23 protein-coding genes and 1 pseudogene are annotated in these 25,728 nt (G+C 73.7%); 11 read left to right on the top strand and 13 right to left on the bottom strand.

Going from position 1 to position 25,728, the window contains the following annotated elements; all coding sequences use genetic code 11:
* From AB0E05_RS23260 to AB0E05_RS23285, 6 genes and pseudogenes are all read right to left on the bottom strand, one after another.
* Nucleotides 1-160: pseudogene (locus AB0E05_RS23260) on the bottom strand (sulfate adenylyltransferase small subunit); the annotation flags it as partial.
* Nucleotides 157-594, bottom strand: a complete 438-nt coding sequence (locus AB0E05_RS23265; RefSeq protein WP_361966502.1) for an adenylyl-sulfate kinase — start codon at nucleotides 592-594, stop codon at nucleotides 157-159. The gene AB0E05_RS23265 and the pseudogene AB0E05_RS23260, both read right to left, overlap by 4 nt.
* Nucleotides 591-2,447 (bottom strand): M20/M25/M40 family metallo-hydrolase, encoded by a 1,857-nt coding sequence (locus AB0E05_RS23270; protein WP_361966504.1) that lies wholly within the window; start codon nucleotides 2,445-2,447, stop codon nucleotides 591-593. The genes AB0E05_RS23265 and AB0E05_RS23270 overlap by 4 nt, the downstream gene beginning before the upstream one ends.
* Nucleotides 2,448-2,498: 51 nt before the next feature.
* Nucleotides 2,499-3,269: an SDR family oxidoreductase gene (locus AB0E05_RS23275; protein WP_361966506.1), complete on the bottom strand. Its 771-nt coding sequence runs from the start codon at nucleotides 3,267-3,269 to the stop codon at nucleotides 2,499-2,501.
* A 110-nt stretch (nucleotides 3,270-3,379) separates the two neighbouring features.
* Complete coding sequence (locus AB0E05_RS23280; protein ID WP_361966508.1) at nucleotides 3,380-4,354, bottom strand: sulfotransferase; 975 nt, start codon at nucleotides 4,352-4,354, stop codon at nucleotides 3,380-3,382.
* A 33-nt stretch (nucleotides 4,355-4,387) separates the two neighbouring features.
* On the bottom strand, nucleotides 4,388-5,281 hold the full coding sequence (locus tag AB0E05_RS23285) for a family 3 encapsulin nanocompartment shell protein (protein ID WP_361966510.1): 894 nt from the start codon (nucleotides 5,279-5,281) through the stop codon (nucleotides 4,388-4,390).
* A 422-nt stretch (nucleotides 5,282-5,703) separates the two neighbouring features.
* Here AB0E05_RS23285 and AB0E05_RS23290 point away from each other — a divergent pair, with 422 nt between their 5' ends.
* Together AB0E05_RS23290 and AB0E05_RS23295 are read left to right on the top strand one after the other, a co-directional pair.
* The gene (locus AB0E05_RS23290; protein WP_361966512.1) at nucleotides 5,704-6,615 is read left to right on the top strand and encodes a LysR family transcriptional regulator; all 912 of its coding nucleotides are present in this window, start codon (nucleotides 5,704-5,706) and stop codon (nucleotides 6,613-6,615) included.
* Between the two features lie 155 nt (nucleotides 6,616-6,770).
* The gene (locus AB0E05_RS23295; protein ID WP_361966514.1) at nucleotides 6,771-8,042 is read left to right on the top strand and encodes a cytochrome P450; all 1,272 of its coding nucleotides are present in this window, start codon (nucleotides 6,771-6,773) and stop codon (nucleotides 8,040-8,042) included.
* A 137-nt stretch (nucleotides 8,043-8,179) separates the two neighbouring features.
* Here AB0E05_RS23295 and AB0E05_RS23300 read toward each other — a convergent pair whose 3' ends face one another.
* Nucleotides 8,180-8,944 carry an SDR family oxidoreductase gene (locus AB0E05_RS23300; protein WP_361966517.1) on the bottom strand — a complete coding sequence of 255 codons (765 nt, stop codon included), beginning with the start codon at nucleotides 8,942-8,944 and terminating at the stop codon, nucleotides 8,180-8,182.
* A gap of 281 nt (nucleotides 8,945-9,225) precedes the next feature.
* On the opposite strand from AB0E05_RS23300, the gene AB0E05_RS23305 reads away from it, so the two are divergent.
* From AB0E05_RS23305 to AB0E05_RS23335, 7 genes are all read left to right on the top strand, one after another.
* Nucleotides 9,226-9,408 carry a lysine biosynthesis protein LysW gene (locus AB0E05_RS23305; protein ID WP_361543405.1) on the top strand — a complete coding sequence of 61 codons (183 nt, stop codon included), beginning with the start codon at nucleotides 9,226-9,228 and terminating at the stop codon, nucleotides 9,406-9,408.
* Nucleotides 9,409-9,437: 29 nt separating this feature from the next.
* Entirely contained in the window at nucleotides 9,438-10,340 is a 903-nt protein-coding gene (locus AB0E05_RS23310) for a RimK family alpha-L-glutamate ligase (RefSeq protein WP_361966519.1), read from the top strand.
* The gene (gene argC, locus AB0E05_RS23315) at nucleotides 10,337-11,362 is read left to right on the top strand and encodes an N-acetyl-gamma-glutamyl-phosphate reductase (RefSeq protein ID WP_361966521.1); all 1,026 of its coding nucleotides are present in this window, start codon (nucleotides 10,337-10,339) and stop codon (nucleotides 11,360-11,362) included. The genes AB0E05_RS23310 and argC overlap by 4 nt, the downstream gene beginning before the upstream one ends.
* Before the next feature lie 214 nt (nucleotides 11,363-11,576).
* Nucleotides 11,577-12,437, top strand: coding sequence for a transketolase (locus tag AB0E05_RS23320; protein WP_361966523.1), 861 nt, complete (start codon nucleotides 11,577-11,579; stop codon nucleotides 12,435-12,437).
* Nucleotides 12,437-13,393 carry a transketolase C-terminal domain-containing protein gene (locus tag AB0E05_RS23325; RefSeq protein WP_361966525.1) on the top strand — a complete coding sequence of 319 codons (957 nt, stop codon included), beginning with the start codon at nucleotides 12,437-12,439 and terminating at the stop codon, nucleotides 13,391-13,393. The genes AB0E05_RS23320 and AB0E05_RS23325 overlap by 1 nt, the downstream gene beginning before the upstream one ends.
* Complete coding sequence (locus AB0E05_RS23330; protein WP_361966527.1) at nucleotides 13,390-14,988, top strand: AMP-binding protein; 1,599 nt, start codon at nucleotides 13,390-13,392, stop codon at nucleotides 14,986-14,988. Before AB0E05_RS23325 ends, AB0E05_RS23330 begins: the two co-directional genes overlap by 4 nt.
* 63 nt (nucleotides 14,989-15,051) lie before the next feature.
* Nucleotides 15,052-16,197, top strand: a complete 1,146-nt coding sequence (locus tag AB0E05_RS23335; protein WP_361966529.1) for an acyl-CoA dehydrogenase family protein — start codon at nucleotides 15,052-15,054, stop codon at nucleotides 16,195-16,197.
* Between the two features lie 23 nt (nucleotides 16,198-16,220).
* On the opposite strand, the gene AB0E05_RS23340 is transcribed toward AB0E05_RS23335, so the two are convergent.
* From AB0E05_RS23340 to AB0E05_RS23365, 6 genes are all read right to left on the bottom strand, one after another.
* Nucleotides 16,221-16,811: a CGNR zinc finger domain-containing protein gene (locus AB0E05_RS23340; RefSeq protein WP_361966531.1), complete on the bottom strand. Its 591-nt coding sequence runs from the start codon at nucleotides 16,809-16,811 to the stop codon at nucleotides 16,221-16,223.
* 112 nt (nucleotides 16,812-16,923) lie between these two features.
* Nucleotides 16,924-18,408 (bottom strand): 3-carboxy-cis,cis-muconate cycloisomerase, encoded by a 1,485-nt coding sequence (gene pcaB / locus AB0E05_RS23345; protein ID WP_361966534.1) that lies wholly within the window; start codon nucleotides 18,406-18,408, stop codon nucleotides 16,924-16,926.
* Nucleotides 18,405-20,429, bottom strand: a complete 2,025-nt coding sequence (locus AB0E05_RS23350; RefSeq protein ID WP_361966536.1) for an FAD/NAD(P)-binding protein — start codon at nucleotides 20,427-20,429, stop codon at nucleotides 18,405-18,407. Before AB0E05_RS23350 ends, pcaB begins: the two co-directional genes overlap by 4 nt.
* Entirely contained in the window at nucleotides 20,426-21,646 is a 1,221-nt protein-coding gene (locus AB0E05_RS23355) for an FAD-dependent monooxygenase (RefSeq protein ID WP_361966538.1), read from the bottom strand. The genes AB0E05_RS23350 and AB0E05_RS23355 overlap by 4 nt, the downstream gene beginning before the upstream one ends.
* Nucleotides 21,646-23,217, bottom strand: coding sequence for a class I adenylate-forming enzyme family protein (locus AB0E05_RS23360; RefSeq protein ID WP_361966540.1), 1,572 nt, complete (start codon nucleotides 23,215-23,217; stop codon nucleotides 21,646-21,648). Before AB0E05_RS23360 ends, AB0E05_RS23355 begins: the two co-directional genes overlap by 1 nt.
* Before the next feature lie 151 nt (nucleotides 23,218-23,368).
* A complete protein-coding gene (locus AB0E05_RS23365; protein WP_361966543.1) occupies nucleotides 23,369-23,965 on the bottom strand; it encodes an SRPBCC family protein in 597 nt (198 codons plus the stop codon).
* Nucleotides 23,966-24,181: 216 nt separating this feature from the next.
* Between AB0E05_RS23365 and AB0E05_RS23370 the strand changes: the two genes are divergently transcribed.
* Both AB0E05_RS23370 and AB0E05_RS23375 read left to right on the top strand, forming a co-directional pair.
* Nucleotides 24,182-25,216, top strand: a complete 1,035-nt coding sequence (locus AB0E05_RS23370; RefSeq protein WP_361966546.1) for an NADPH:quinone reductase — start codon at nucleotides 24,182-24,184, stop codon at nucleotides 25,214-25,216.
* Nucleotides 25,217-25,299: 83 nt separating this feature from the next.
* Nucleotides 25,300-25,716, top strand: coding sequence for a VOC family protein (locus AB0E05_RS23375; RefSeq protein WP_361966548.1), 417 nt, complete (start codon nucleotides 25,300-25,302; stop codon nucleotides 25,714-25,716).
* Nucleotides 25,717-25,728 lie beyond the last annotated feature (12 nt).

Raw genomic sequence — 25,728 nt, forward strand, 5'->3', positions numbered from 1 at the left:
CGGAAAACAACACCACCGGACGCTCGAACTCCCCCGCCACCTCCCGCACCACATGAACCGACTCCGACTCCAACGCATCCAAATGCGACAAGGCGAACTCTCCGCCCTGGTCCACGCCCGGATCCGCGATCACTTCGGGAGACACGCTCGCTATGCTCATGCCAAACCTCTCTCGGTCAACAGTCCCAGTACGGCGCGGGCGGACTCCGCCACGGTCCGGTCTCCGGTCGGCGCGGACACCGGCACTTCGACGAAGGCCGCCCGGCTCTTCTCGTGCCAGGCACCGACCAGTCGGGTGTCCTCGACACCGGGTCGGGCCACGGGCACCAGCACCGTGACGCCGTTGGCGGCCAGGACCTGCGCGATCCGACCGACACGGCGCACGTCGTCGGCGCCGTCAGCGCCGGCGCCGCTCCCGGTGCCTTCGCTCCCGGCGGCGTCGACCGCCAGCACCTCGACCCTCCGGTGCCGTGCGGCCAACCCCTCGGCGAGGGCACGGGCGACGCCGTGCCCCGTGCCCTCCGATCCGGTGAGCCAGACGGTGGAGCCGGGCTTGCAGGTGCAGTACGCGGTGGCCGGCGGTGCCGTGCTCACAGGGCCCCCCACTCCCGTACGGCCGCGGTCAGGACCCGGTGCGCACGACGGAACTCCGCGGCGTCGACGTGCTCGTGCGGCGTGTGGTCGAGGCTGGCGTCCCCGGGGCCGTACGCCACCATGGGGACCCCGTGCCAGGTGGTGGCCAGGGTGTTCATGTCGCTGCTCCCCTTCTTCAGCAGGAACCTGGGGGCGGTGCCGGCGTCCCGGAAGGCCCGCTGGAAGCTCTTGACCAGCGGGTTGGACCGGGGGGTCGACTTGCCGGGGGTGGCCCGCAGGACGTCCATCCGCACCGGCTCGTCGGCCGCGGACCGCAGCGCGTCGAGCAGGGCGTCGACGTCGACCCCGGGGGGCACGCGCACGTCGACGACGGACTCGCCGGCCTGGACGTCGCCGTGGTTGAGCGCATGGACCCCGAGGACCGCCGTCAGGGCTTCGGGGGCCACCCGTGCCACCTCACGGCGGGCCGCGTCCAGGGTCTGGACGAGCCGGTCGCCGGCGGTGCGCACGCCCTTGCCCGCGGTGTGGCCGGTGTGCTCGGACACCGCGTAGCGCACCTTGATGAGGCCGTAGTAGCCGACGGTCAGGGCCGCGGCGCCGCTGGGCTCGCCGATGACCACGGCGTCCGCCGGGTAGTGGTCGCGCACGTGGAAGGCGCCGGCGCCGGTGATCTCCTCCTGGACCGCGCCGACCACGCGCAGTTGCACGTCGTCGGGGAGTTCGACGTCCGCGAGGGTCTGGAGGAAGGTGACGAGGCTGGCCTTGGCGTCGACGCTGCCGCGTCCGGTGAGGACGTCGCCGTCCCAACGGGCGGGCCAGCGGTGCGGCACGGTGTCGACGTGGCCGAGGAGCAGCAGCCGGCGCGGGCCGGAGCCGCGGGTGGCGACCAGGTTGCCGACGGTGTCGATCTCGGCCTTGATGCGGTTGTCGGTGCACCACTCGGCGAGGAACTCCGTCAGCTCCCGCTCGTCCCGGGAGACCGACGACAGTTCGACGGACCGGGCGAGCAGCGTGAGGTCGGGGGCGGGGGCCGGCGCGCGCCAGAACCAGGTGGCGTTGGTGGCGGCCAGGGTGTGGGGACCGGTGACGGCGATGTCGCAGCTGCCGCGCATCGCGATCTCGGCCGCCCGGACCTTCTGCCGCATCCTGCCCCGGGCGTAACGCTGCCCCTCCCCCTTGTGGGCGTGCCTGAGGGTGCTGGTGGGGTTGCGGGGGTCGGTGAGGAGTCCGGCGGTGCCGGTGACGAGCCGTAGGTGGTCGGCGTCCAGGGCGCGGGCCGCTTCGGCCGCGAGGACGTCGGCGTCGACGTTGAGGGCCGTGCCGCCTTCGACGTCGGCGACGGGTGGACTGAGGCAGACGACGTCGAAGGTGTCGAGCAGGGCCCGGAGCCGGGGCACGTCCAGGGCGCAGACGGTGCCGGCGCGGTGGTCGCGCACGATGCGGACCTTGCCGTCCTCGACGGCCCGCAGCGGTCCGTTGACGGTGGCGCTGACCAGCGAGCCGGTGCGGGCGACGGCGGCGAACACCGACAGTCCGCGCCGGGTCAGCTCCTGCTCGATGCGGGGCAGGGTGACCTGTTCGTACGCGGCGACGATGTACGGCGTCTCCTGCGGAGGGCAGTAGCGGACCTCGTCGCCGCCGCGGGTGGTCAGGGTGCGGACGGCACGGCCGATGCGGTCGTAGTGCTCGCGGATGCCGGCGGCGCCGCCCGCGATGACGAGCACCTGCGCGCCGCGCTGGCGCAGGGCGAGGACCTCGTCGTACACCTCGGTGTGCACATGGCTGGCGCTCCCCAGCTTGACGACGTAGAGCGCGGCTCGCCGGGCGCTGGCGACTTCTCCCAGAGCGGACATGGTGGGGCTCCCTTTCTGCGTGGGGTGGTGCGCGGTGCCGCGGGCGCCGGCTCAACCGATGCCCCGGCAGTTGCCGCCGTCCGCCACCAGCACGCTGCCGGTGACGAAGGCGGCCTGTTCGCTGGCGAGGAAGGTGACGAGGGCTCCGAGGTCCTCGGCCCGGCCGATCCGCCCCAGGGGCAGGGTCCGGGCGACCTCGGCGAGGCGCTCTTCGACCTCGTCGCCGTACTGGACGTCGAGGATGGGGGTGCGGTGGAACCCGGGGGCCAGCACGTTCACGGTCACCCCGGCGTCGCCGAAGCTGTGCACCAGCCCCTTGACGAAGCCGAGGACGCCGAGCCTGGCGACGGAGGAGAGCCCGCTGCCGGGGTGCGGTTGGCGCACCGACTCCGAGGTGATCATGATGAGGCGGCCCCAGCCCGCCGCGGTGAGGTGGGGTGCCGCGGCGAGCGCCAGGGAGACGTGCGGCAGCAGGTTCCCCTCGACGGCGTCGCGGTACTGGGCGACGGTGAAGCTCTCCACCGGGCCGAAGGGCACGCCGCCGGAGTTGGTGACCACGACGTGCAGGGCGCCGAACTCCTCGGCGGTGCGGTCCACCCAGGCGGCGGCCTCGTCGGCGTCCGTGAGGTCCACCACGGTGCTCAGGACCCGGCCCGGGCCGCTCGCGTCGATCTCGGCCCGGGCGCGGGCCAGCCGGTCCGGGTCCCGGGCGCAGAGGGAGACGTGGGCGCCCTCCGCGGCGAGGGCGCGGGCGGTGGCGAGGCCCAGGCCGCTGCTGGAGGCGGCGACGAGGGCGACGCGCCCTGCGAGTCCGAGGTCCACTGGGGTCAGTCCCTTCTGTTGTCGATGGCGGGGCTCTTGCAGGCGGACCTGTTGAAGGCAGGTCCGTCGAAGGCAGGTCTGTTGAAGGCGGATCTGTTGATGACGGGTGGTCAGCTCGCTCGTGCCGCGACGACTTCGGGGCCGCGTCCGGGCAGCAGGGGGTAGCCGTACCGGGCGAGCAGGGGCGCGGCGATGCCGGTGGCGGCGACGAGGTCGCGGGCGCCCAGTTGGGTGCGCCAGCGCTCGTCGGGCCGGATCGTCGTGGTTCCCCTGCGCAGCCGGTCCGGATTGCCCGTGACGGTGTGGTTGACGCCCAGGTCGATCACGCCGGAGTCGTCCACCGGCGAGTCGTCGTCCAGCCCGGCGAAGCGCAGCACCTCGGTGACGGTGCGGCCCGGCGCGCGGGACAGGTCCTCGTGGCGGATGCGCAGATAGCGGCCCACGGCGGCCTCGCCGATGACTTCGGAGGCGAGGTTGAAGGCCGTCCAGTAGCCGGTGCTGCGCGCCGGGCTCATCGGGTCGATGTACTCCTTGCCGCGTCGGTACGACAGGGCGGTGGCCCGCGGGTCGCGCACGATGTGCAGGACGCGTACGTCCAGGTCGGTGCGGCCGAGCAGGGCGGCGGCTTCGGCGGGGTACTTGGAGCCGTCGACGATGAGTCGTTCGGCGCCCCGTTCGGCGAGCAGCTGGTAGATGCGTGCGGTGTGGCCGGTGAGTTCCTCGACGCCGGGTGCGGGTGCGGCGGTGCCGAGGGACTCGGCGAGCCGGGTGCGGGTGTGCCGGGTGCGCAGCAGCGCGCGCTGGCGCATCGTGAGGTGGCGGGCGATCGCCTCGGGCTCCGCGGCGTCGGGCGCGGCGGCGGTGAAGGCGTCCAGGACGTCGGACCACAGCGGGCAGTCGCGCACGGCGGCGCCGCAGCCGCAGGTCGAGTTGGTGCCGGCGCCCAGGACGCCGTTGCGCCACAGGTAGTGCAGCTCTCCGATGTGCCGTACGCCGGGGAGCTCGTTGAGCAGATTGCCCAACAGGGTGGAGCCGCTGCGCATCCAGCCGGTGATGTAGAGGACGCGCGGGAGGTGGTCGGTCATCGCGTTGGGGTCCTTCCGGGTACCGGGCGGCGGTCAGTCGCGCGACAGCAGCAGGAAGTGCTGCGGCAGGTGGACCGCGAGCCCGACGCGGGTGCTGGCCTCGACGAGGTCGCCGCCGCCGGGGGCCGCGCCGCGGCGCAGGGCGATGGACGCCACCTCGGGCACCAGCAGGGTGGCCGCCGCGCGGAAGTCACCCAGCAGCGCCCGGTCCCGCGGGATCATCCGGGTGCGGGAGACCGTGATGCCGACGCTGCCGAGCAGGCCGAGGGTGCCGACCTTGGCGAGCTGCCAGTACGTGGCGGGGTGGACCACGATCCCGTCGCAGGAGCCGCCGGTCTCCTCGACTTCGGCCGCGGCGCTGGTCAGGGAGTCGGCGAGGTCGTCGCCGAGCACGCCGTGGCGGATGCCGGGCAGCGTCAGCAGCCCGGGGACCGCCCCGTCCGCGCTGCCGTGCAGCAGCGACTCGTTCTCGACGACGGAGAGTCTGACGAGGACGCGGTAGTCGACGAAGGTGGCGAGCAGCGTGGGCTCGTCGAGCAGCCCGTCCGGCAGCGGTACGGAGACGGTGAGGTCGGTGAGGTCGGCGCCGCGCAGACTGGAGGCGAAGGCGCCTTCGGGGGTGCTGGCGTACGAGGTGCCGGAGGCGTTCACCGCGGCGCGCGGCGGCTCGTAGACGTAGGGGACCGTGCGGTCGGGGACGGTGGCGGTCTTGAGCAGATGGCGTACGGCGTAGCGGGGTCGGGTCGCGAAGAGCGGGAACGCGGCCGGCAGATGGGCCCGGAACGGGATGACGCGGTCCTCCCCCGGGGCGACGCCCCGTACGGCCCAGGCGAACTCCTCGCCCGGGGTACGGGCCTTCAGGCCGGGGTCGGCCAGGGGGATGCGAACCCCCTGTTGAACTGCGGAACTTGCAACGGCGCCCTGCATGGTGACTCCTCCCTCGTTAACACGTTCAGGGGAAAGGCTGGCTAGCTAATTGACATTAGACATTTCTTCTGGACGCTGCGGACGCCGTCGACTTCAGGTGTCCTTATGAGGGGCATAACCCCCCGTTACCAGCTATCGCCGACACCGGTTACCGGTCATGCGGCTGGAATATGCCCTGACCATGGCGGCGCGCATCGTGTACGCGATCACACCCGGAGGGTCCACGGGGGGACCATGAAACTCTCTGCCCGGGACCATGAAAATCTCATATCGGGTTCGTGTATCCCGGGGTAGGAGACGCCGTGCACCCGCGTCTAAGGTTTTCCTACCCGTCGCTTCACACTGCACTCTCTGATCAGGTCCCGCGTCCCCAGCCAGAAGAACGGGTGTGTGGCAGATCGTTCGTGGAGGTGAGTGGGAGAATGCACCACAACCTGCAAATCAACCAGCTCAGAACCCTGGTGGCAGTCGTCGAGCTGGGTGGCTTCCGTCGAGCCGCCGAGGCGCTGCACATCACCCAGCCCGCGGTCAGTCAGCAGATCCGGCAGTTGGGCCGTCTCACCAAGGCCCCGGTCTTCACCTCGACGGGCCGCAACCTGCGGCTCAGTCCGCAGGGTGAGGAGCTGCTCGGCTACGCACGCCGGTTGGTCACCCTCAACGACGAGGCCGTGGGGCGGTTCGTGCCGCTCGCCGGCAACGTCCGGTTGTCCATCGGCATCGTGAACCAACTGGCCGAAGCGTTGCCCGAGTTCCTCCGGGTCGTCATGAAACGCATGCCGCACGCGCAGGTGAGCGTGCGGACCGGGCTGAGCGAGTCCCTGGAGAGTCAGGTCTCCGCGGGACAGCTGGACCTGGCGCTGCTGCTCCAGGCCCGCCCCCAGCGCACCAACGCCACCAGCCACCAGCTGGGGCACATGAAGATGGACTGGTTCGGTCAACCCGCGCACGGCGAACGGGCCGCACTGCCGCTGACGCTCTTCACCGAACCGTGCACCCTGCGCGGGCGCATCATGGAGACCCTGGACGCCTCCGACGTCCCCTGGCGCATCTCGTACGAGGGCTCCGAGTTGGTGGGGCTGCGCGCCGCCGCCAAAGCGGGCCTCGGCATGGCGTGCCTGGTGGCCAACGGCGACGAGTTGTGGGGGCTGCCCCGGGCGATCCGGCCGGGACTGCCGTCCGCACCCGGTCCGATACCCGTCACCATGGCGTTCCCCGTCTCCGCCAACTCGTCCGGGCTGCCGGGCGTCGCGGAGAAGGCGTTCCGCCAGGCGCTGCGCGGCTATCCGTTCACCGAGACCCCGGCCCGCGGGCCGATGGAGGGGATCCCGGTCTGAGCGGACCACGAGCGCACCGCTGCACCGACGATCCACCCGCACCGAACGGCGCCGTCCCGCACGGCCCCCGTACGGCCCCGCCCGGGTCCGGCGCCGCCCCGCACGTACCACCCGTACCAACCGCGCCGACCTGCACCAAGAGCAAGGAGATGCACGTGCCCCACGACGTGACCGTGGACCTCGCCCGACTGGCCGACCAGGAGGGCGTCGACCTCTCCGTCGACCCGTACGCCCTGTACGCCCGCTTACGCGAGGCGGGCCCCGTCCACCGGGTCCGCCTCCCCGTCACCCAGGACGAGTGCTGGCTGGTCGTCGGACACCGCGAGGCACGGGCCGCACTCGTCGACGCGCGGCTGAGCAACGACGTCCGCCTCGCCGCCGACTGGCGCGACGACGGCTCGCTGGCGATCGGCCGCAACATGCTCCAGGTCGACGCGGTCGAGCACGGCCGGCTGCGCCGACTGGTCGCCGGGGTGTTCACCGCCCGCCGGGTGCGCGCCCTGCGCCCCCGCGTCCAACAGCTCGCGAACGACCTGGTGACCTCGTTCCTCGACGGCGGCCCCGCCGACGAGCCGGTCGACCTGGTCGCCGCCCTCGCCCTGCCGTTGCCGATGGCGGTGATCTGCGAACTGATGGGCGTCGCCGACGAGGACCGCGAGGACTTCCACCGCTGGTCCGACGCGGTCGTCAAGCCGCCGACGCCCGATGCCGCGGGCGCGGCGCTGCACTCCCTCACCCGCTACTTCGCCACCCTGATCGAGAGCAAGCGCCGGCACGGGGGCGAGGACCTGCTGAGCGCACTGGTCCGGGCGAACGACACCGGCGAGATCGCCGGCGACGACGGCGGGGCGTCGCGGCTGAGCGACGACGACCTGCTCGGCATGGTCTTCCTGCTCTTCGTGGCCGGGCACGAGACGAGCGCCAACCTGATCGCGGCCGGTGTGCACGCCCTGCTGCGCCACCCGCGGCAGTTGGCACAGCTGCGCGCCGACTGGTCCCTCCTGGACGGCGCCGTCGAGGAGATGCTGCGCTACTGCGCCCCGGTCCAGGCGACGGCGTTCCGCTTCACCTCCCAGCCGATCACGATCGCGGGCACCGAGCTGCCGGCCGGGGACCCCGTACTGGTCAGCCTGGGCGCGGTCAGTCGCGATCCCGAGCTGTTCCCCGTACCGGACGGCTTCGACATCCACCGCCCGCCGGCCGAGGTCCGCACGCATCTGGCCTTCGGGCACGGCGCGCACTACTGCATCGGCGCTCCGCTCGCCCGGCTGGAAGCCGCGCTGGCGATCCGTACGCTGCTGGAGCGCTGTCCCCGGCTGCGCCTCGCGCCCAGGAGCGGCGGCGCGGATCGCGTCGTCGAAGAGGTGGTGTGGCGGCCCAACGCCATGCTGCGCGGCCTCGATCGACTGCCGGTGCTGCGCGGGTGACGTTCCGATCGGGCCGGTCCCGGTGCGGGGCCGGCCCGATCGGCGAATCGGCGGGGACGTACGGAGGCGTCGGTGACACGCACACCTGCGGGCACGCCGCGACGATCCGTCAAGCGACGGCGCCCGCTTCGGGGAACCTAAGACGTGAGGCGGCCAGGGCCCGGGTAGCCGTCCGGAGCCAGGTTCGGACCGTCGTCGTAGCCGCCGAACGCGGTGCCGGTGACGGCCGCGCCCGTGTCGCCGGCGAGGTGGACGGCCAGGCTGCCGAGCCCATCGTCCACCGACACGCCCCGCCCGTCCGCCGCCGACGGGCCGCCGGCGTACGGCATCACGCCCCGCGGTCCGCGCGGCGGGTCCGGGGTGCGGCGCGCCCCGGGACTGAGCACGTTGACCGTGACGCCGGTGTCCCCGACCGCGCGCACCAGTCCCCGCATGTAACCGAGCAGGCCCATGCGCGTCACGGAGGCGACGCACAGTTCGGACGCGGCGTGACCGCTGACGGCGGGCGCGATCATCATCACCCGGCCGCCGCCGCGCACCTTCATGCACGGCAGCGCGGCCAGCGTGACGCTGATGTGCACCATCAGGTCGGCGTCGATCGCCGCCCGGTAGTCCGAGACGCGGAACCCGTCCAAGGGGCGGTCGGGGCCGCCGGAGTCGGTGACCACGATGTCCGGGCCGCCGAACGCGTCCGCGGTGCGCCTGACCCACTCCGCGGCGACGAAGTCGTCCCGCAGGTCGGCCGGCATGCTCAGGACGTCGCCCGCGCCCAGCGCGTTCACCTCGACGTGGGCGCGCGCCAGGGCCTGGGGGTCGCGGGCGCAGAGCGAGATGTCGGCGCCCTCCGCGGCGAGCGCCCTCGCCACGGCCAGCCCGCCTCCCCCGCTCGGGGCTACCACCATGGCGACGCGTCCTCTCAACCGTGAGGCCATGTGGCTGCTCCCTGGGGTCATGCGCCGGGCGGCGCGGCTCGCTCGTCATCCGGGATCACGCCCGGCCGGCTCCCCCGAATTCCTTCCCATCTAGGAAACAACATTATCCATGAACCCGCCCAATGATTTCCCCTGCCCGTATAAGCGATTCCATCAATATCGATCAGATGGGTTTATTGGTGATTCCGGGGGGAAATCGGATACGGTTTCTATTGGCCGAATTCCACACCACCACAAGCGGGGTGACGTTCATGCAGAAGGTAGCGGCAGGACCGGAGTGCCCGGAATGCACCGCTGAGGTCCCGTTCGAGGGCGGGGCGCGGGTGAACGAGATCATCGAGTGCCCGGAGTGCAGCAGTGAGTTGGAAGTGACGTCCGTGCAGCCGCCGGAGCTGGTGTTGGCCCCGGAGGTCGAGGAGGACTGGGGCGAGTAGGCCCCGGGCGGACAGGAAGGGATTCCGCGATGAGTTCGCAACCGCCGCGCCTCGGTCTGCTGGCGTCCCGGGTGCGCTACGAGGAGAAGCGCCTCATGGCCGCGCTCGACGCCCGGGGCATCGGCTATGAGCAGTTGGATTCCCGTGCGCTCTCGATCGCGGCCGGGGCGCCCCGGGTCGGTCCCGACCTCGTCCTCAACCGCGAGGTCGGGCACTACCGTGCGCTGTACGCCGCGAGCGCGCTGGAGTCGGCGGGGGTGACCGTCGTCAACAGCGCCGCGGCCACCCACGTCAGCGGCGACAAGTGGCACACCTCGGCGGCCCTCGTCCGCCGGGGGCTGCCGACGCCCAGGACGGCGCTCGCGACCACCCCCGAGGCGGCGTTCGCCGCCCTGGCGGAGATCGGTTACCCGGCGGTGATCAAGCCGCTCGTCGGGTCCTGGGGACGGCTGGTGACCCGGGTCACCGACCGGGAGATGGCCGCCGCGGTGCTGGAGCACCTCGCCGCGCTCCCCTCGCCCCAGTCCCACGTCGTCTACGTGCAGGAGTACCTGCCCGGCGCCGACCGGGACATCCGGGTCCTGGTGGTGGCCGGCCGGGCGGTCGGGGCGACCTACCGGCACGGGTCGGAGTGGCGCACCAACGTCGCCCGGGGCGCCGTCAGCAGGATCTGCCCGCTCAGACCCGGCCATGTGCAACTCGCCGTCGCCGCCGCCGAAGCGGTGGGCGCCGACGTCGCCGGCGTCGACCTCCTCGAAGACAGGGACGGACGGCTCACCGTGATCGAAGTCAACGACAGGGTCGAGTTCCGGGGCCTCCAGGAGGCGCACGGCACCTCGATCGACGTGGCCGGCGCGTTCGTGGACGCGCTGGCGGAACGCCTGGCCACCGGGCGCACGGACGGGCGCACCGCCGAGGGGGCCGCGGCATGATACGCGTCGCCGTCGTCGGAGCCGCCGGGTACATCGGTGGCGAACTGCTGCGCATCCTCGTCGGTCACCGGGGCGTGGAACTGGTCGCCGCCACCTCCCGCAGCCTCCAGGGGCGGCCCGTCGACGGGCCCCATCCGAACCTGCGCGGGCGCACCCGGCTGACCTTCAGCGCGGAGGAGGACCTCGACCGGGTGGACGTGCTCTTCCTGGCGACGCCGCACCGGGAGACCATGCAGCGCATGCCGGAGTTCCTGGCCAGGGCGCAGACCGTGGTCGACCTGTCCGGGGACTTCCGGCTGCGCGACCCGCAGGCGTACGTCGACTACTACGGCGTTCCGCACGAGGCCCTCGACCTGCTCGACGCCTTCGTGCCCGGGCTGCCCGAGTTCCACCGGGAGCAGTTGCGCACGGCGGACCGGATCAGCGTGCCGGGGTGCATGGCGACCGCGGGCATCCTCGCCTTCGTCCCGCTCGCCCGGGCCGGTCTGGTCAAGGACGAGCTGACGGTGGACGCCCGCACCGGGTCCAGCGGCTCGGGGGCCAAGGCGGGGCGGGAGAACCTGCACGCGGAACGCAGCGGCGCGCTCCGGGTCTTCGCCCCCACCCGCCATCGCCACGAGGCCGAGATCGCCCAGGCCACCGGCTTGTCGGTACGGATGACGGCGACGGGTGTGGAGGCCGTGCGCGGGGTGCAGATCCTCGGTCGGGCCCAGCTCTCGCCGGGTGCCGACGAACGGAGCATCCGGGCCGCGTACCGCGACCACTACTCTGCAGAACCGTTTGTGCGGGTCGTGGCGCACCGCCGCGGACTGCACCGCTTCCCGGACGCGAAGATCCTCTCCGGCTCCAACTTCTGCGACGTCGGCTTCGCCCTGGACCGGGGCGCCGCCCAGGTCACCGTGATCGCGGCCCTGGACAACCTGGTCAAGGGCGGTGCGGGCAACGCGGTGCAGTGCATGAACGTCAGGTACGGACTGCCCGAAGAGCAGGGCCTGGAGTTCACCGGGCTGCACCCGAACTGACGGCGGGCGCCGCCCGCGCCGCCGGACCGGGCCGGGCGGCCCGCCCCGTACCCCCCACTTCGGTGGATCCCCCGTCGCCGCACGCCCTCTCCGCTCCTGCGTGCGGCCGGCTCCCCCTTCCCGTGCGCTGCGCCCGCCACGGGTGCCCCGACCCCGCTCGACCCGAAATCGGTCCGGCTCGACGCGAACCGGCCGACTCAACGAGAGGACAGGCATGACCAGCCCGCCCACTTTGCGGAGCCCGGCCCTATTGGGCACGACCGCCGACCCGGCCGCCGTGACGGGCCGGATCAGGGAACACGTCGTCACCCTGTGCGCGAGCCCGGAGGGCGGACACCTCGGGGGCTCGATGTCCCTCGTCGAGATCCTCACCGCCCTGTACTTCAACGTGCTGCGGATCGACCCGAACGACCCCACCGCCCCCGACCGCGACATCCTGGTGCTGAGCAAGGGCCACGGCGGACTCGCGCTGTACGCCACCCTGTGCGAGGCCGGGTTCTTCCCCGCCCGGCGCCTGGAGGAGTACGCGCGCCCCGGCAGCGACTTCATGGCCCATCCGCACCCGGGCATCCCGGGCATCGAGATGCCGTCGGGCTCCCTCGGCCACGGCCTGGCCCTCGGGGTCGGGTACGCCGTCGCGGCCCGGCTCGACGGCTCGGACCGCCGCTGCTTCGTCGTGATGGGCGACGGGGAGCTCCAGGAGGGCTCCGTCTGGGAGGCCGCGGCCGTCGCCGCGAGCCACCGGCTCGGCGGGCTGACGGCGGTGATCGACCGCAACCGGCTCCAGATCACCGGCGAGACGGAGTCCGTCAGCCGGCTCGAACCGCTCGCCGAGCGCTGGCGGGCCTTCGGCTGGCGGGTGACCGAGGTCGACGGACACGACGTCAAGGCGCTCACCGGCGCCCTGTCGGCGCCCGATCCGCACCGGCCGACGATGGTCATCGCCCACACCGTCAAGGGCAAGGGCGTGCCCGCCGTCGAGGGCCAGGCCCGCAGCCACTACGCCCGGCTCGGCGAGCGTCAGCGGCAGCGGCTGCTGACCTCGCTGCGCGCCGCGGCCCGCAGGAGGCTGTGATGACCACCGCCGCACCCCCCTCCACGCGGGAGGTCTATCGGGACCTCATGGCCGAAATGCTCCCCCGCGACCCCCGGTTGGTCTGCCTCGACACCGACACCGGCCTGTTCAACGGCGTCGACTTCGGGGCCGGCGCGGAGCGCTACCTCAACCTGGGCATCGCCGAGGCCACGCTGATGTCGGCCGCCGCGGCGCTCGCGAAGTCGGGCCGGGTGCCCGTCGTCAACACGATGGCGGCGTTCGCGGCGGCGCGCGCCCTGGAGTCCGTGAAGATCGACATCGCGCTGGGGAACCTTCCGGTGCGGATCGCCGCCACGCACTCCGGGGTGTCCGCCGGCCACCTGGGGCCCACTCACCACGCCCTGGAGGACCTGGCGGTGATGCGGACGCTGCCGAACATGACCGTCGTCGTCCCCGGTGACGCCGCCTCCACCGCGGACCTGTTCCGACAGTCCCTCGACCTGCCGGGCCCGGTCTACCTGCGGCTCGGCCGCAACTCCGTACCGGACCTGCCCGAGGGCCCGCCGGTGGAGCTGGGCCGGGCCCAGTGGCTGCGCCGGGGCACGGACATCGCCCTGGCGGCCTGCGGTCCGCACCCCGTGCAGGCGGCCCTCGCCGCGGCGGAGCAGCTGGCCGCGGAGGGCGTCTCCGCCTCGGTGCTCCATGTGCACACCGTCAAGCCGTTGGACGTGGCCGCGCTCATGGAGGCGGCCGGGGACAGCCGCACGGTGGTCACGGTCGAGGAGCACTGGCGCACCGCCGGCTTCGGGTCCGCGGTGGCCGAGGCCCTGAGCGAGCTGGTGCCGGCGCGGGTGCTGCGGGTCGCCATGCCCGACGCGTTCGTCCCCGTCGCCGGGGGCCACGACTACCTGCTGGCCCGCGGGGGCGTCACGGCCGGCGCGGTCGTCGCCCGGGCCAGGACCGCACTCGGCAGACGGAGGGGGGACGCACGATGAGCGAGGTGTTCCGCACATCCGGATGGTGGCGGGAGGAAACGATCCTGGACGATCTGCGCCGCGCGGTGGCCCGCCACCCCGACAGGGCGGCACTGGTCTGTTACCGCGACGGCGAGCCCGAGACCCTGTCGTACGCGGAGCTGGCCGAGCGGGTCGACCGGATCGCCGTCAACCTGCGTCGCCTCGGGGTCCGTCGCGGCGACGTGGTCACCCTCCAGCTCCCCAACTCCTGGCCGCTCGTGGCGCTCTGCCTGGCGTGCGCCCGGATCGGCGCGGTCGCCGGCCCCGTGGTGCCGGTGATGCGCCGGCGCGAGGTCGAGTTCATGACCCGGCTCACCGCCAGCGCGGTGTACGTCGCGGCGGGCGAGTTCCGCGGCTTCAGTTACGCGCGGATGAGCGCCGAGATCGCCGCGGACGTGCCCACGCTGCGCCACCGGGTGCTGATCGGCGGCGGCCCCGGCGCGCTCGACTTCGACGCGGCCCTCCTCGGGCCCGCCCCTGACGCGTCGGAGCTGGCGTCCCTGGACGGGCTGGAGGCGCGGCCCGACGAAGCCGCGCAGATCATGTTCACCTCCGGCACCACCGGGGAGCCGAAGGGCGTCGTGCACAGCCACAACACCCTGTACGCCATGAACCGCGCCCAGGCCGACGTCCTCGGGCTCGGCGGCGACGAGGTCACGGCCATGGGCTCCCCCACCACCCACCAGGCCGGCTACACCTGGAACTTCGTGATGCCGCTGCTGCTCGGCGCGACCTCGGTCCACGTCGACGCCTGGGACCCGCACGCGATGCTCGACGTCCTCGCCGCGCACCGGGTCACCTTCTTCATGGGGGCGCCCACCTTCCTCTCCGACCTGATCGCCGCCCAGCGCGCGGCCCCCCGGGACCTGTCGGGCCTGCGGACCTTCGCCACCGGCAGCGCGCCCATCGCCCCGCTGCTCGTGGAGGACGCGCGTCAGGTGCTGGGGTGCCGGGTGTACGCGCTGTGGGGCATGACGGAGAACGGCTGCGTGACGATCACCCGCCCCGAGGACCCGCCGCTGCGCGCCGCCGAGAGCGACGGCACCCCCGTCCCGGGCATGGAGGTCCGCGTCGTCGACAAGAAGGGCGTGCCGGTGCCGGCCGGTGAGGCCGGGCTGCTCCAGGTCCGCGGTGCCGCCCAGTGCCTGGGCTACTTCCGCCGTCAGGACGTGTACGCCGCGTGCGTCACCGACGACGGCTGGTTCGACACCGGTGACCTCGCCCGCGACGACGGCCACGGCGGGATCCGCATCACGGGCCGGGTCAAGGACGTGATCATGCGGGGCGCCGAGAACGTGCCGGCGGTGGAGGTGGAGGCGGCGCTGCTGCGCCACCCGGCCGTCAAGGACGTGGCGGTGGTCGGCTATCCGGACGACCGGCTCGGCGAGCGGGCCTGTGCGGTGGTCGTCGCCGGCGACGATCCCCCGGTGCTCGCCGATCTCCAGGAGCACCTCGCGGCGCTGGAGATGACCAAGCGGTACTGGCCGGAGCGGCTGGAGATCGTCGCCGCGCTGCCGCGCACCCCGTCCGGAAAGATCCAGAAATTCGCCCTGCGGGAGTGGCTGCGCGCCTGAGGTCCGGTGCCCCTCGGCAGGGGGACGGGTGCGCGCCCCGCGAACGATCGAGACAGGATGGTCATGGACTTCGACTTCACCGAAGAGCAGCAACAACTGGCCAAGACCGTGGGGGAGTTCGCGGCGGCCAAGGTCGCGCCGCACCGCCACGAGAGCGATGTGCGCGGCAGCTACCGCCCGGGGCTCTTGCGGGAGATGGCGGAGGAGGGGCTGTTCTCGCTGCGGGTGCCCCCGGCGTACGGCGGGCGCGGCATGTCCGCGGTGAGCTGCGGGATCGCCCTGGAGGAGTTGGCGGCGGCCGATCTGACGGTCTGCTTCCCGGTCCTGAACGCCGCCCTCGTCGGCGGGGTGCTCGCGGCGAACGGCACCGCGGACCAGCTTGCGCGCTGGCTGCCGCCGATCGCGCAGGGCGACGCGGTGGTGGCGCTCGGGCTCACCGAGCCGGACCGCGGCACGGACGCGGCCAACATCGACATGCGGGCCGAACCGCGCGCCGGTGGCTGGGTGTTGACGGGCGAGAAGACGTCGATCATGGTCACGGCGTATGCGACGCACTGCCTGGTCTTCGCCCGCACCGGGGGCCCGGGGGCCCGGGGCATCACCGCGTTCTACACCCCGCTCGACGTCGAGGGCGTGCGCCGCGAGCGGCTGAGCGACCTGGGGTGCCGGGCCGGTGGGCGCGGGCGGATCGTCTTCGACGGCGTGTTCGTGGACGAGCGGGACGTGGTCGGGGAGCCGGGGCTCGGCTTCGTGGAGGTCATGCGCGGCTTCGGGGTCTCCCGGGCGCTGATCGCGCTGATGGCGATCGCGGTGGGCCGGGCCGCCCTCGACGAGGCGATCGCCCACGCCGGTCGACGGGAGGCGTTCGGCAGCCCGATCGGCACGTTCCAGTCAGTGGCGTTCCCGCTGGTGGAGCACGTGACCATGTTGCACGCGGCCCGGCTGGTGTCGTACGAGGCGCTGCACCGCGCCGACGCGGGCCGCGATCCGCGCGTACCGGCGAACATGGCGAAGTGGTGGGCGCCCAAGGCCGCGGTGGAGGCCGTGCACCAGTCGCTGCTGACCATGGGGCACCTCGGGTGGAGCGAGGACGGGCCGGTGGCGCAGCGACTGCGGGACGTGGTCGGGCTGCAACTGGCGGACGGCACGGCAGCGGCGACCAAACTCGTCGTCGCCCGCCATCTGTTGGGGCGCGAAGCGGCACCCTGAGCGCCTCGTCGTCGCAGCAGCGGTCAGGCGCTGGTCTCGGCGCGCTTGCCCTCGCGGTACGTGCGCATCTTGGCCCGCGTACCGCACACGGCCATGGAGCACCAACGGCTGCCGCGGTTGCGCGAGCGGTCGTAGAAGGCCCACTCGCAGCGGTGTTCCCGGCACGCCTTGAGCCGCTGCCAGGAGCCGTCGGAGACGGCCGAGACGCTGACGGCGAGGATCGTGGCGAGGACGCCGCGCATGTCGGTGAGGGCGGGTTGGAGCCCGAGGTGCGCGCCGTCGTCGTCGAAGCCGGCGACGATCGGACAGTCGCGGGCGATGTGGCCGAGCACGGCGCGGGCCTCGGAGTCGGGGTCCGCGCCGTTGTTCTCGCGCAGCAGTGCGCGCAGCGCCTCGCGCAGGGCGATCGCGTCGCGGCGGTCGGGCTCGCTCGGGTCGAGGCCCGCGGCGGCGAGGCCGTGGTGTGCCAGCCAGCGGCCCATGCGTTCGGTCGAGGTGAACTCGTCCGGCCCGAACTCCACGTTCACGCTGTTCACAAAGGACTGCACGAGGGAGAGCCGGCCGGGCGCGACGGCCCGGTCCCCCGGTTGGCGAACTTCCCGCAATCGCTCCACGGCGCACACCCTACCGACGTTGGTCCTTCACTGGTAGCAGTTCGTCGAACGTCCCCTTGGGCCGGGCGAGGTCCCCACCACCGGGCCGCAGACGTCATCACCGCCCCCGCCCTCACGGCGATTCCGCGCCCGCCAGGGCAACCGCGGTGTCGGAAGGGCCGTGCGGGACGGTCCGGACGCGCCCCAGCGCGCGGTCGACGAGGGGGCCGGCGCCGCCCGTGTAGGTGGCGGCGTCCAGGAGGGCTGCGAGGGCCGCCGGGTCCAGGTGGGGGCGTACTTCCGGGTGGGCGGCGAGCAGCGTGGACAGCGGTCGGCCGGTGTCGACGGCGGCCTGCGCGACGTCGGTGACCAGCGCTCTGGCGCGGGCCTTGCCGAGCGCGGGGGCGAGGGCGGCGGCGACGCGTTCGGTCGCGACCGCGCTGCCGGTCAACGTCAGGTTGCGGCGCATCGCGTCCGGTCGGGCGGTCAGGCCCCGGGACAACTCCACCGCGGTGTGCGCGGCGCCGCCCACCAGCCGCAGGCACTCGCGCAGCAGCAGCCACTCCGCGTGCCAGGCGCCGCCCGACCGTTCGTCCTCGGAGACCAGGCACTGCGTCAGACCGGCCGCCATGGCGGGCACTTGGAGGGCGGCGCTGCGGATCAGGGTGGACAGCACGGGGTTGCGCTTGTGCGGCATCGCGGAGGAGACCCCGCGCCCTGTGCCGGACGGCTCGGCGACCTCGCCGACTTCGGTGCGGTGCAGGACCTGGACGTCCGCCGCGATCTTGCCGAGTGCGCCGGCGGTGAACGCCAGGACCGCGGCGAGGTCGGCGAGCGGGGTGCGCAGGGCGTGCCACGGCAGGACGGTGCGGGCGAGTCCGGTCTCGGCGGCGTACGCGTCGACCAGGGCTTCGAGGTAGTCCTCCGCGCGACGGGGGCCGTTCGACGCGGCGCTCCCGTCGAGCGCCGCGTACTCCAGGTAGCCGGCGAGGGTGCCGGCGGCGCCGCCGAGGGAGACCGGCAGCCCGTACGCGAGCAGGTCGTCCACGCGGCGCAGTGCGTCGAGGACGAGTTGACGCCAGCCGGCGGCCTTGAGACCGAAGGTGGTGGGGACGGCGTGCAGGGCGAGGGTCCGGCCGGCCATCGGGGTGTCCCGGTGCTCTGCGGCGAGTGCGCCGAGGGCGTCGACGACGCCCGCCAGGTCGGCCCGGACGATCCGCAGGGCCCGGCCCGCCACCAGCATCGCCGCGGTGTCGAAGACGTCCTGGCTGGTGGCGCCGCGGTGCACGTAGTCGGCGGACGCCGGGTCGGCGGCGGCGACCAGCCGGGTCAGCTGTGCAACCAGCGGGACGACGGGGTTGGCGGTCTGGCGGGCCGCGACGGCGATGGCGCGGGCGTCGAAGCGTTCGGCGCGGGCGGTGGCGGTGATGGTGCGGGCCGCGCGCCGGGGCAGGGTGCCGAGCCGCGCCTGGGCGCGGGCGAGGGCGGCTTCCGCGTCCAGGAGGGCCTGGAGCCAGGCCCGGTCGTCCAGGGCGTCCTCGACGGGGGTGCCGGCCCGGACCGGGGAGAGCAGTCCGGTGTCGTGGGCCCGGTCGGGTCGGTCGGGTCGGTCGCTCACACGATCACCCCGTTCACTTCCGAGGCGTCCGTGGGGCGTTGCGCCGAGGCGTCGGCGCCGGTCAGCGGGGTGGCGGGCGGCAGTGCGAGCACGGCGCGGGCGATGGCGTCGGCGTCCCCGAGGGTCACCGAGTCGGCGCCGGGGCGGATGCCCGCCGCCGTGACCCAGTGGACGGCCTCGGTGGGCACGCCGTAGGCGAACCGCCGCGGGTGGACCTGGCCGCCGGCGTCCCGCAGCCGGTAGGGGCGTTCGGTGACGGCCAGCCCCCCGGTCTCGTATCCGCCGCCGCGGGTGTCCGGAATGCGGTACGGGACGGCCTGTTCGGTGGTGAGCAGGTGCCGCAGCAGGGGGTCGCGGGTGCGGCGGAGGTCCGGTTCGGGCAGCCGTGCCTCGATCAGCACGCGCGAGCGCACCAGCGGTCCCGGCACGACGGTGGAATCGGCGACGAACGCGGGGTCGTCGACGTCGAGTCGGATGCGGGTGCCGGGTCCGGTGAGGGTGACCAGGCCCGCTTCGATCAGGGCGATCAGCTCTTCGATCCGGGACGCCGGCGGGCCGATGGACAAGAACGCGTTCAGCGGGGTGTACCAGCGCTCCAGGTCGTCGCGGTGCGAGTCGCCGTCGAGGCCGCCATGGTCGACCGCGAGCCGGATCTCGTTGCGCAGGTCCCGCAGGACGTCGAGGGCGGCCTTCAGCGGCCCGTCGACGTTGCCGGCCTGGGCCTCGGCCACGTCGTGCGCCAGATGGCCGACGAGCCAGGCTCGGAAGTCGGCCCGGTCGGTGAACTGCCGTTCGCCGTAGGGGCGCACGATGCGGTCCCAGTCCCAGCGGTCGGCGGCCGAGATGCCGTACTGCTCCAGCAGGGGCGTGGCGTCGCGGTCCTCGGCGAGGTCCAGGAAGGCGGTGGTGAAGGCGGCTTCGGCGGCCGACCGGCCGCGGCGGCGCAGCAGGGCGGCGTAGTAGACGGCCTCCACCTCGCGGCGGATCAGCGGCCACAGCTCGGCGAGGAAGTCCACGGCCCGGCCGCGTTCGGTGGCCCAGCGGCGCAGGGCGGCGATGTACTGGGGGGTGAGGAGGCGGGGGACGTGGCGGCCGTGGGCGCCCTTCTGGTTGCGTCCGCGCGCCTGGTAGGGCACGCCGCGTCGGGAGCTGGGGAAGAGGAGGGGTTCGTCGCCGGAGGGGCGGTAGCGCAGCCGGCCGTCGTCGTCGCGCTCGTACGCGCCGCCGCGTCCGGTGGTGAACAGCGCCATGTGGTCGAAGAAGTTGAGGCCGAGTCCGCGCAGCAGCACGTTCTCGCCGGGTGCGATGCCGTCGAGGTCCACGTCGGCCGGGTTCGCCGGCGGGATGTACGTGAGCTGGTGCACCCGGGCCAGGCTCGCGGTCCTGGCTTCGCGCGGGGAGAGCGCGGCGGGCACGTGGCCGAGGGTGAGGACGACGGCGTCGAGGCCGTGCAGCCGGGTCCCGTCCTCCAGCCGGACGCCCTGGGGGCCGCCCTGCATGCCGTGGGTGTCAGCGAGGGCGACGGCCCGGGAGCGGTGCACCCGGATCGTCACGTGGGCCGGGACGCGCGAGGTGACCTGGAGGAAGGCGTCGTGCAGATAGCGCCCGTTGAAGGCGCGCGTCGGGTAGTCGTCCGGGCCGAGCCGTCGGGCTTCGGCGAGGGTCGCCTCGTCGTAGTCGCCGGGTTCGCCGAGCAGGGCGAGGGACTGGGCCCACTCGTGGAGGCTGGGGCCGGGCTCGATGGGGCCGTCGATCCGGGAGCTGGCGTCGGTGTAGACGGTGATCTGCGAGGCGACGGTGTTCATCAGCAGGTGGCGCGACTGGTCGGAGCGCCACACGGCGCCCGCGCCGGGTACGGCGGGGTCGACGACGTGGATCACCAACGCGCCGCGTGTGGGGCGGGCGCGTACGTTGGCGCACAACCGCTCCAGCAGGGACAGGCCGCGCGGCCCGGCGCCGATGACGCAGATCTCGGTGCGGCCGTCCGCGTCGGACGGCGCGGGGTTCTGGGCGGTGGTCATGTCAGGGCTCCCGTGGTGGCGTGGACGCCCCGCGCCGCGGCGAGGGGGGTGCGGTGTCCGTGCATCCAGGCGACGTGGTCGTGGAGTTCGTCCGCGTCCATCGCGGACAGGAGCGCGTTCCTCTTCTCGGCCGCGGGGCCCGCGGGGTGCCACAGCCGGATGCTCTCGCGGGCCGTGAGCTGGACCTTGGCGGTGCGCTCGCGCCGGGCGTCGGCGTACGCGGCGAGGTGCCCGGGCAGGGCGTCGGCGTCCGCGCCGTCGAGCAGGTCGCCGAGGACGACGGCGTCCTCCAGCGCCTGGCAGGCGCCCTGGGCCGCGTAGTGCAGCATGGCGTGCGCCGCGTCCCCGAGGAGGGCGACCCGGCCGTCGGTCCAGCGGTCCGTGGGGTCGCGGTCCACCAGGGTCCAGGTCTTCCACTCGTCGCCCAGCTCCAGCAGTTGCCGGGCGATGCCGCCGAGCGGGGTGAAGGTGCGGCGGACGGTGCGCCGGGTGGCGGGGGCACCGGCGACGGGCACGGTGGTGCCGTCGTCGTGGCTGGCGGCGAGGTTGAGGTGGCGTCCGCCGGCGATCGGGTAGTGCACGAAGTGGCAGCCCGGCCCGGTCCACCAGACCACGGACCGCTCGAACCGCAGGCGCTCGGGCACCCGCTCCATGGGGATGACGGCGCGGTACACGGTGATGCCGGAGACCCTGGGGTCGCCGTCGCCGACGAGTTGGCGGCGGACGGCGGAGTGGATGCCGTCGGCGGCGATCAGCACGTCACCGCTGACGCGGGTGCCGTCGGTGAGGACGGCGGTCGCGGTGGTGGCGTCCTGCTCGTAGCGGGCGACGGCGTGTCCGCCGTGCAGCGACACCGCGTCGGAGGCGAGGCAGGCGCGCAGCAGCGCCGCGTGGAGGTCGGCGCGGTGCACGACGACGTAGGGGTTGCCGAAGCGCCGTTGGTAGCGGGAGGTCAGCGGCAGGCTGGTGACGTGGCGGCCGGTGACCCCGTCCATGAAGCGCAGTTCGGACATGTTCACGGCGCTGGCGCGGACCGCGTCGCCGACGCCGAGGGCGTCGAGCGCGTGCAGGCCGTTGGGGGCGATCTGGATGCCGGCGCCGATCTCGGCGAAGCGGTCCGCCCGTTCCAGGACGGCGGCGCGGTGGCCGCGGGCGGTGACCGCGAGGGCGGTGGCGAGCCCGCCGATGCCGCCGCCCGCGATGACGACGAGTGCCATCACGCGCTCCCGTTCTCCGCCGCGAGCCAGCGGGCCAGCTCCAGCCGTTTGATCTTGGTGGTGGCGGTCTGCGGCAGTTCGTCTAGGTGCCGCTGGACGGGGTCCGCCATGGGCGGGAGTCCCGCGGCGGCGTCGCGCCAGGCGTCGAGGTCGAGCGGGGCGCCGTCCCTGGTGCACACCACCGGTACGGGCTCGCCGGCGGACCCGGGCACGATGACGACCTCGGTGAGCTGTTCCAACTTGCTGAACAGGGCGTCCTCGGCGGCGAGCGTGGAGCCGAAACCGTCGATGAGGTCGACCTCGCGGTCCAGCAGGTGGATGCAGCCCCATCGGCTTCGGTAGCCCACGTCGCCCATGCGCCACCAGCCGTCGGCGGACACCTGGGCGTCGTAGCGCTCCTGCTCCCCCAGGTAGGTGACGATCCGTCCGTCGCTCTTGATCTCGATGTGGCCGGGGTTGTCGCTGGACGGCGGCTTGCCGTCGCGGCTGACGACGCGGATGTCGGTCATGCCGGGGAACGGCATGCCCACGCAGCGGCCGTCCGCGTGCGCCGAGCGGCGCCGGGTGTAGCCGCGCACCACGACCGGGCCGACCTCGCTCTGCCCGTACAGCTGCCCGAAGAGGGGCGCGCGGCGGCGGGAGGCCGCCAGCAGTCGGCGCACGGTCCGCGGGTGGATGGCGTCGAAGGTGGAGCTGAAGAGCTTGACGCCGGCGAGGGGTTCGCGCGGGTCGTCGGCGAGCTCCTCCCAGGCCATGAAGGAGTTGGGGTGGGCCTCCAGCACGCCCGGGCGCAGCCGGGCGAACAGGTCGGCCGCCGCGCCCGGGTCGGAGTCGGCGAGCACCGCCACGGGGAAGCCGCGCAGCAGGGAGATCGCGAGGGCGGTCATCAGCCGGGAGTGCACGAAGGAGACGTGGATGGCGACGGTCTCGCGGCCGTGCACGATGCCGGCGAGCGCGGTGGCCTGGGGCCGGTAGCGGGCCTGGAGGGTGCGGCCGGTGTGCACGGCGAGCTTGGGGACGCCGGTGGTGCCGGAGGTGTGGGTGATGAGGGTGGGGTGGTCGGGGGGCATGGTGATGGCGGGAACGCGCGGGACCCCGGCGAGGGCAGCGAGTTCCAGCGCCCCCTGATGGCTGCCGGAGGTGAGCAGGACGCGCTCGGCGCGGTCGAAGACCGAGCGCGGCAGCGCGGCGAGCTTGGCGGCGTCGGTGACGAGGTACGGGCGGTCGGTGCGGCGCACCAGTTCGGCGACGGTGTGCCCGTCCAGCGCCGGTGACAGCAGCACGGGCACGGCGCCGATGCGGGCCGCTGCGAAGGCGATCAGGGTGATGTCGAAGCCGTCGGTCTTGTGGACGACGACGCGGTCGCCGGGGCGGATGCGCACCGCCCACAGCCGCGCGGCGATGTCGTCGACGAGGTCGGCGGCTTCCGCGACGGTGGCGCGCCGCCCGAACTCGGGGGCCATGTCGAGGTCGTGGTCGAGGATCAGGACGTTCGCCGGGTGCCGGGCGGCGGCGCGTTCGAAGAGGGTGCCCAGCTGGATGCCTCTGTTCCGTACACGCTGGAGAAACATGTGGTCAGACCTTTGCCGGAGGGGGTCGACCGGCGGCCGTCGGCAGCCGGCGGGGGCGGGCGCACGGCGGGGCCGGTGCGCGGGACCGGTCCGGCGGGGTGCGGCCGGCCGGGCGTCGTGGAGGCGCGACGTGCGAGGCGGTGTGCCGCCGTCAGCTCGGGGTGCCGTCGCCCTCGACGACGTCCTTGATGCGGGCCAGGGTGCGCGGCAGGTCGGCGGCGAGCTTGTCGCTCCACTCGGCGAAGAACCGGGCGCGCGCGTCGGCGTCCATCTCCGCGGTGATGCCGCGGATGCCCTCGGTGGCGGTGCCCATCCGGAAGCGGTGGACGAGTCGGCTGCCGCCGTGGGCGGGTTCGATGTCGTACGCCCAGGTGCTGTCCTGCTTGCGGCCCGACCCGTCGCGCATGGACCACTGGAAGGTCACGCCGGGTTCGGCGGCGACGACCTCGGACTCGGTGAACCAGGTGCCGCGGACCACGGGGGCCCAGGCGACGACGTCCGGGGAGCGCAGGTTCTCCCCGCGGAACACCGCGCCCACGGTGGCCGGTTCGCCGGTGGCCCAGGTGCCGCCGACGCACTCGGGGCTCCACTCGCCGCTGCGCGGCAGGTCGCTGACGACGGCGTACACGGCGGCGGGCGGTGCGGTGACGTACACCTCGGCCGCGAGCTCGAACAGGGGCGGCTCGGCGCCGCCCGGAGCCGTGGTGACGGTGCGTCCAGCGGTGGCGGTGACGGCTGCTTCGGTCATGTCCAGGAGCCCCTCTCGCGTCCCCGGGCGGGGAGGTCGTCATCGTCGGTCGGGCGCCCCGGGCACCCTCGATACCATCAATTACGGTATGCAGGTAACGGCGGTGCGGCCATGGGCCCTCGATAAGGGCTTCTTCTCGGAGCGGGAACACCCCGTGCGGGACCGCTCCTGCGACGGACACGCCCCCGGAGCCGTCCGTGGGTTACGTTCGTCGACATGCGCGCTGCCTACATCGAACGACTCGGCGAGCCCGAGGTGATCCGCTGCGGCGAGTTGGTCGAGCCGCGCCCCGGGCCGACGGACGTCCTGGTCGACGTCGAGGCCACCGCGGTGAATCCGGTGGACACCTTCGTGCGCTCCGGGCGCTACCGCACCCCCACCCCCTTCCCCTTCGTGATCGGCCGGGACCTCGTGGGCCGGGTCGCCGAGGCGGGCCCGGGCGCACCCGGGTTCGCGCCGGGCGACCGCGTGTGGTGCAACAGCCTGGGGCACGGCGGACGGCAGGGCGCGGCGGCCGAGCGCGCGGTGGTCCCCGTCGAGCGGCTGTACCGACTGCCGCAGGACGTCGATCCGTACGGAGCGGTGGCGGCGTTCCACCCGGCGGCCACCGCCCACCTCGCGCTCTTCGCCCACGGCGGGCTGCGCAGCGGGGAGACCGTCCTCGTGGCCGGCGGCGCGGGGAACGTCGGCGCGGCACTGACCGCCCTGGCCGCCGCGGCGGGCGCCCGGGTGATCGCCACCGCAGCCGCGCGCGACGCCCAGCACTGCCGGGCGCTGGGCGCGACCGACGTCGTGGACTACCGGGCCCCGGACCTGGCCGAGCGCATCGCCGCCGCGGCGCCCGACGGGGTGGACCTGCACGTGGACACCTCCGGCCGCAACGACCTCGCGGAGGCGGTCGCCCTGCTGGCGCCGCGCGGCCGGATCGTCCTGCTGGCGGGGGCGACGAGCCGTCCGGTGCTGCCGGCGGGCGAGCTGTACATGAAGGACGGCTCGCTCCGCGGCTTCGTGATCTCGCGCGCCACCGCCACGGAGCTGGCCGAGGCGGCGGGCGACATCAACCGACTGCTGGCGGCCGGCGCGCTCCTCCCCCGCCGGGTCGAGACGCTGCCGCTGACGGCGGCGGCCGAGGCGCACCGCCGGCTGGAGGCCGGGGAGGTCCACGGCGCGCGCCTGGTGCTGCGCACCGACGCACGACCGGAACGGCCGAAGCCGGCGAGGTTTACGGGGCGGGAGGAGCAACCGGGCTGACCGGGATGCCGTAATCCCGGCGTTACCTTTTCACCCGATGTGCGTTGTGTGGCCAATTGGACCATTCCCCCGAGGGAGCGCACATGCTACGTGGCGTAGCCAACGTCCGGTACCACACGTCCGACCTGGAGGCGGCGAAGCGGTGGTACACCGAACTGCTCGGCATCGAGCCGTACTTCAACCGTCCGGAGTACGCGGAGTTCCGCATCGGCGACTACTCGCACGAGCTGGGGCTGCTCGACAACCGGTACATCGGCATGCTGGGCGGGCACACGTCCACCGACGACGGCCCGGGCGGGGTCGTCGCCTACTGGCACGTCGATGACGTGCAGCAGACGTTCAAGCGGCTGCTGTCCATGGGCGCGACCAAGCTGGAGGAGCCCCGGGACTTCGGTGAGGGCTTCATCGGCGCCACCGTCGTCGACCCCTTCGGCAACGTCCTCGGCATCATGGACAACCCGCACTACGTCGACGTCCTGTCCGCGCAGGGCACGGACTGAGCGGTCCCGGCG

This window comes from Streptomyces sp. NPDC048057, assembly GCF_040653095.1.
Lineage (GTDB): Bacteria > Actinomycetota > Actinomycetes > Streptomycetales > Streptomycetaceae > Streptomyces.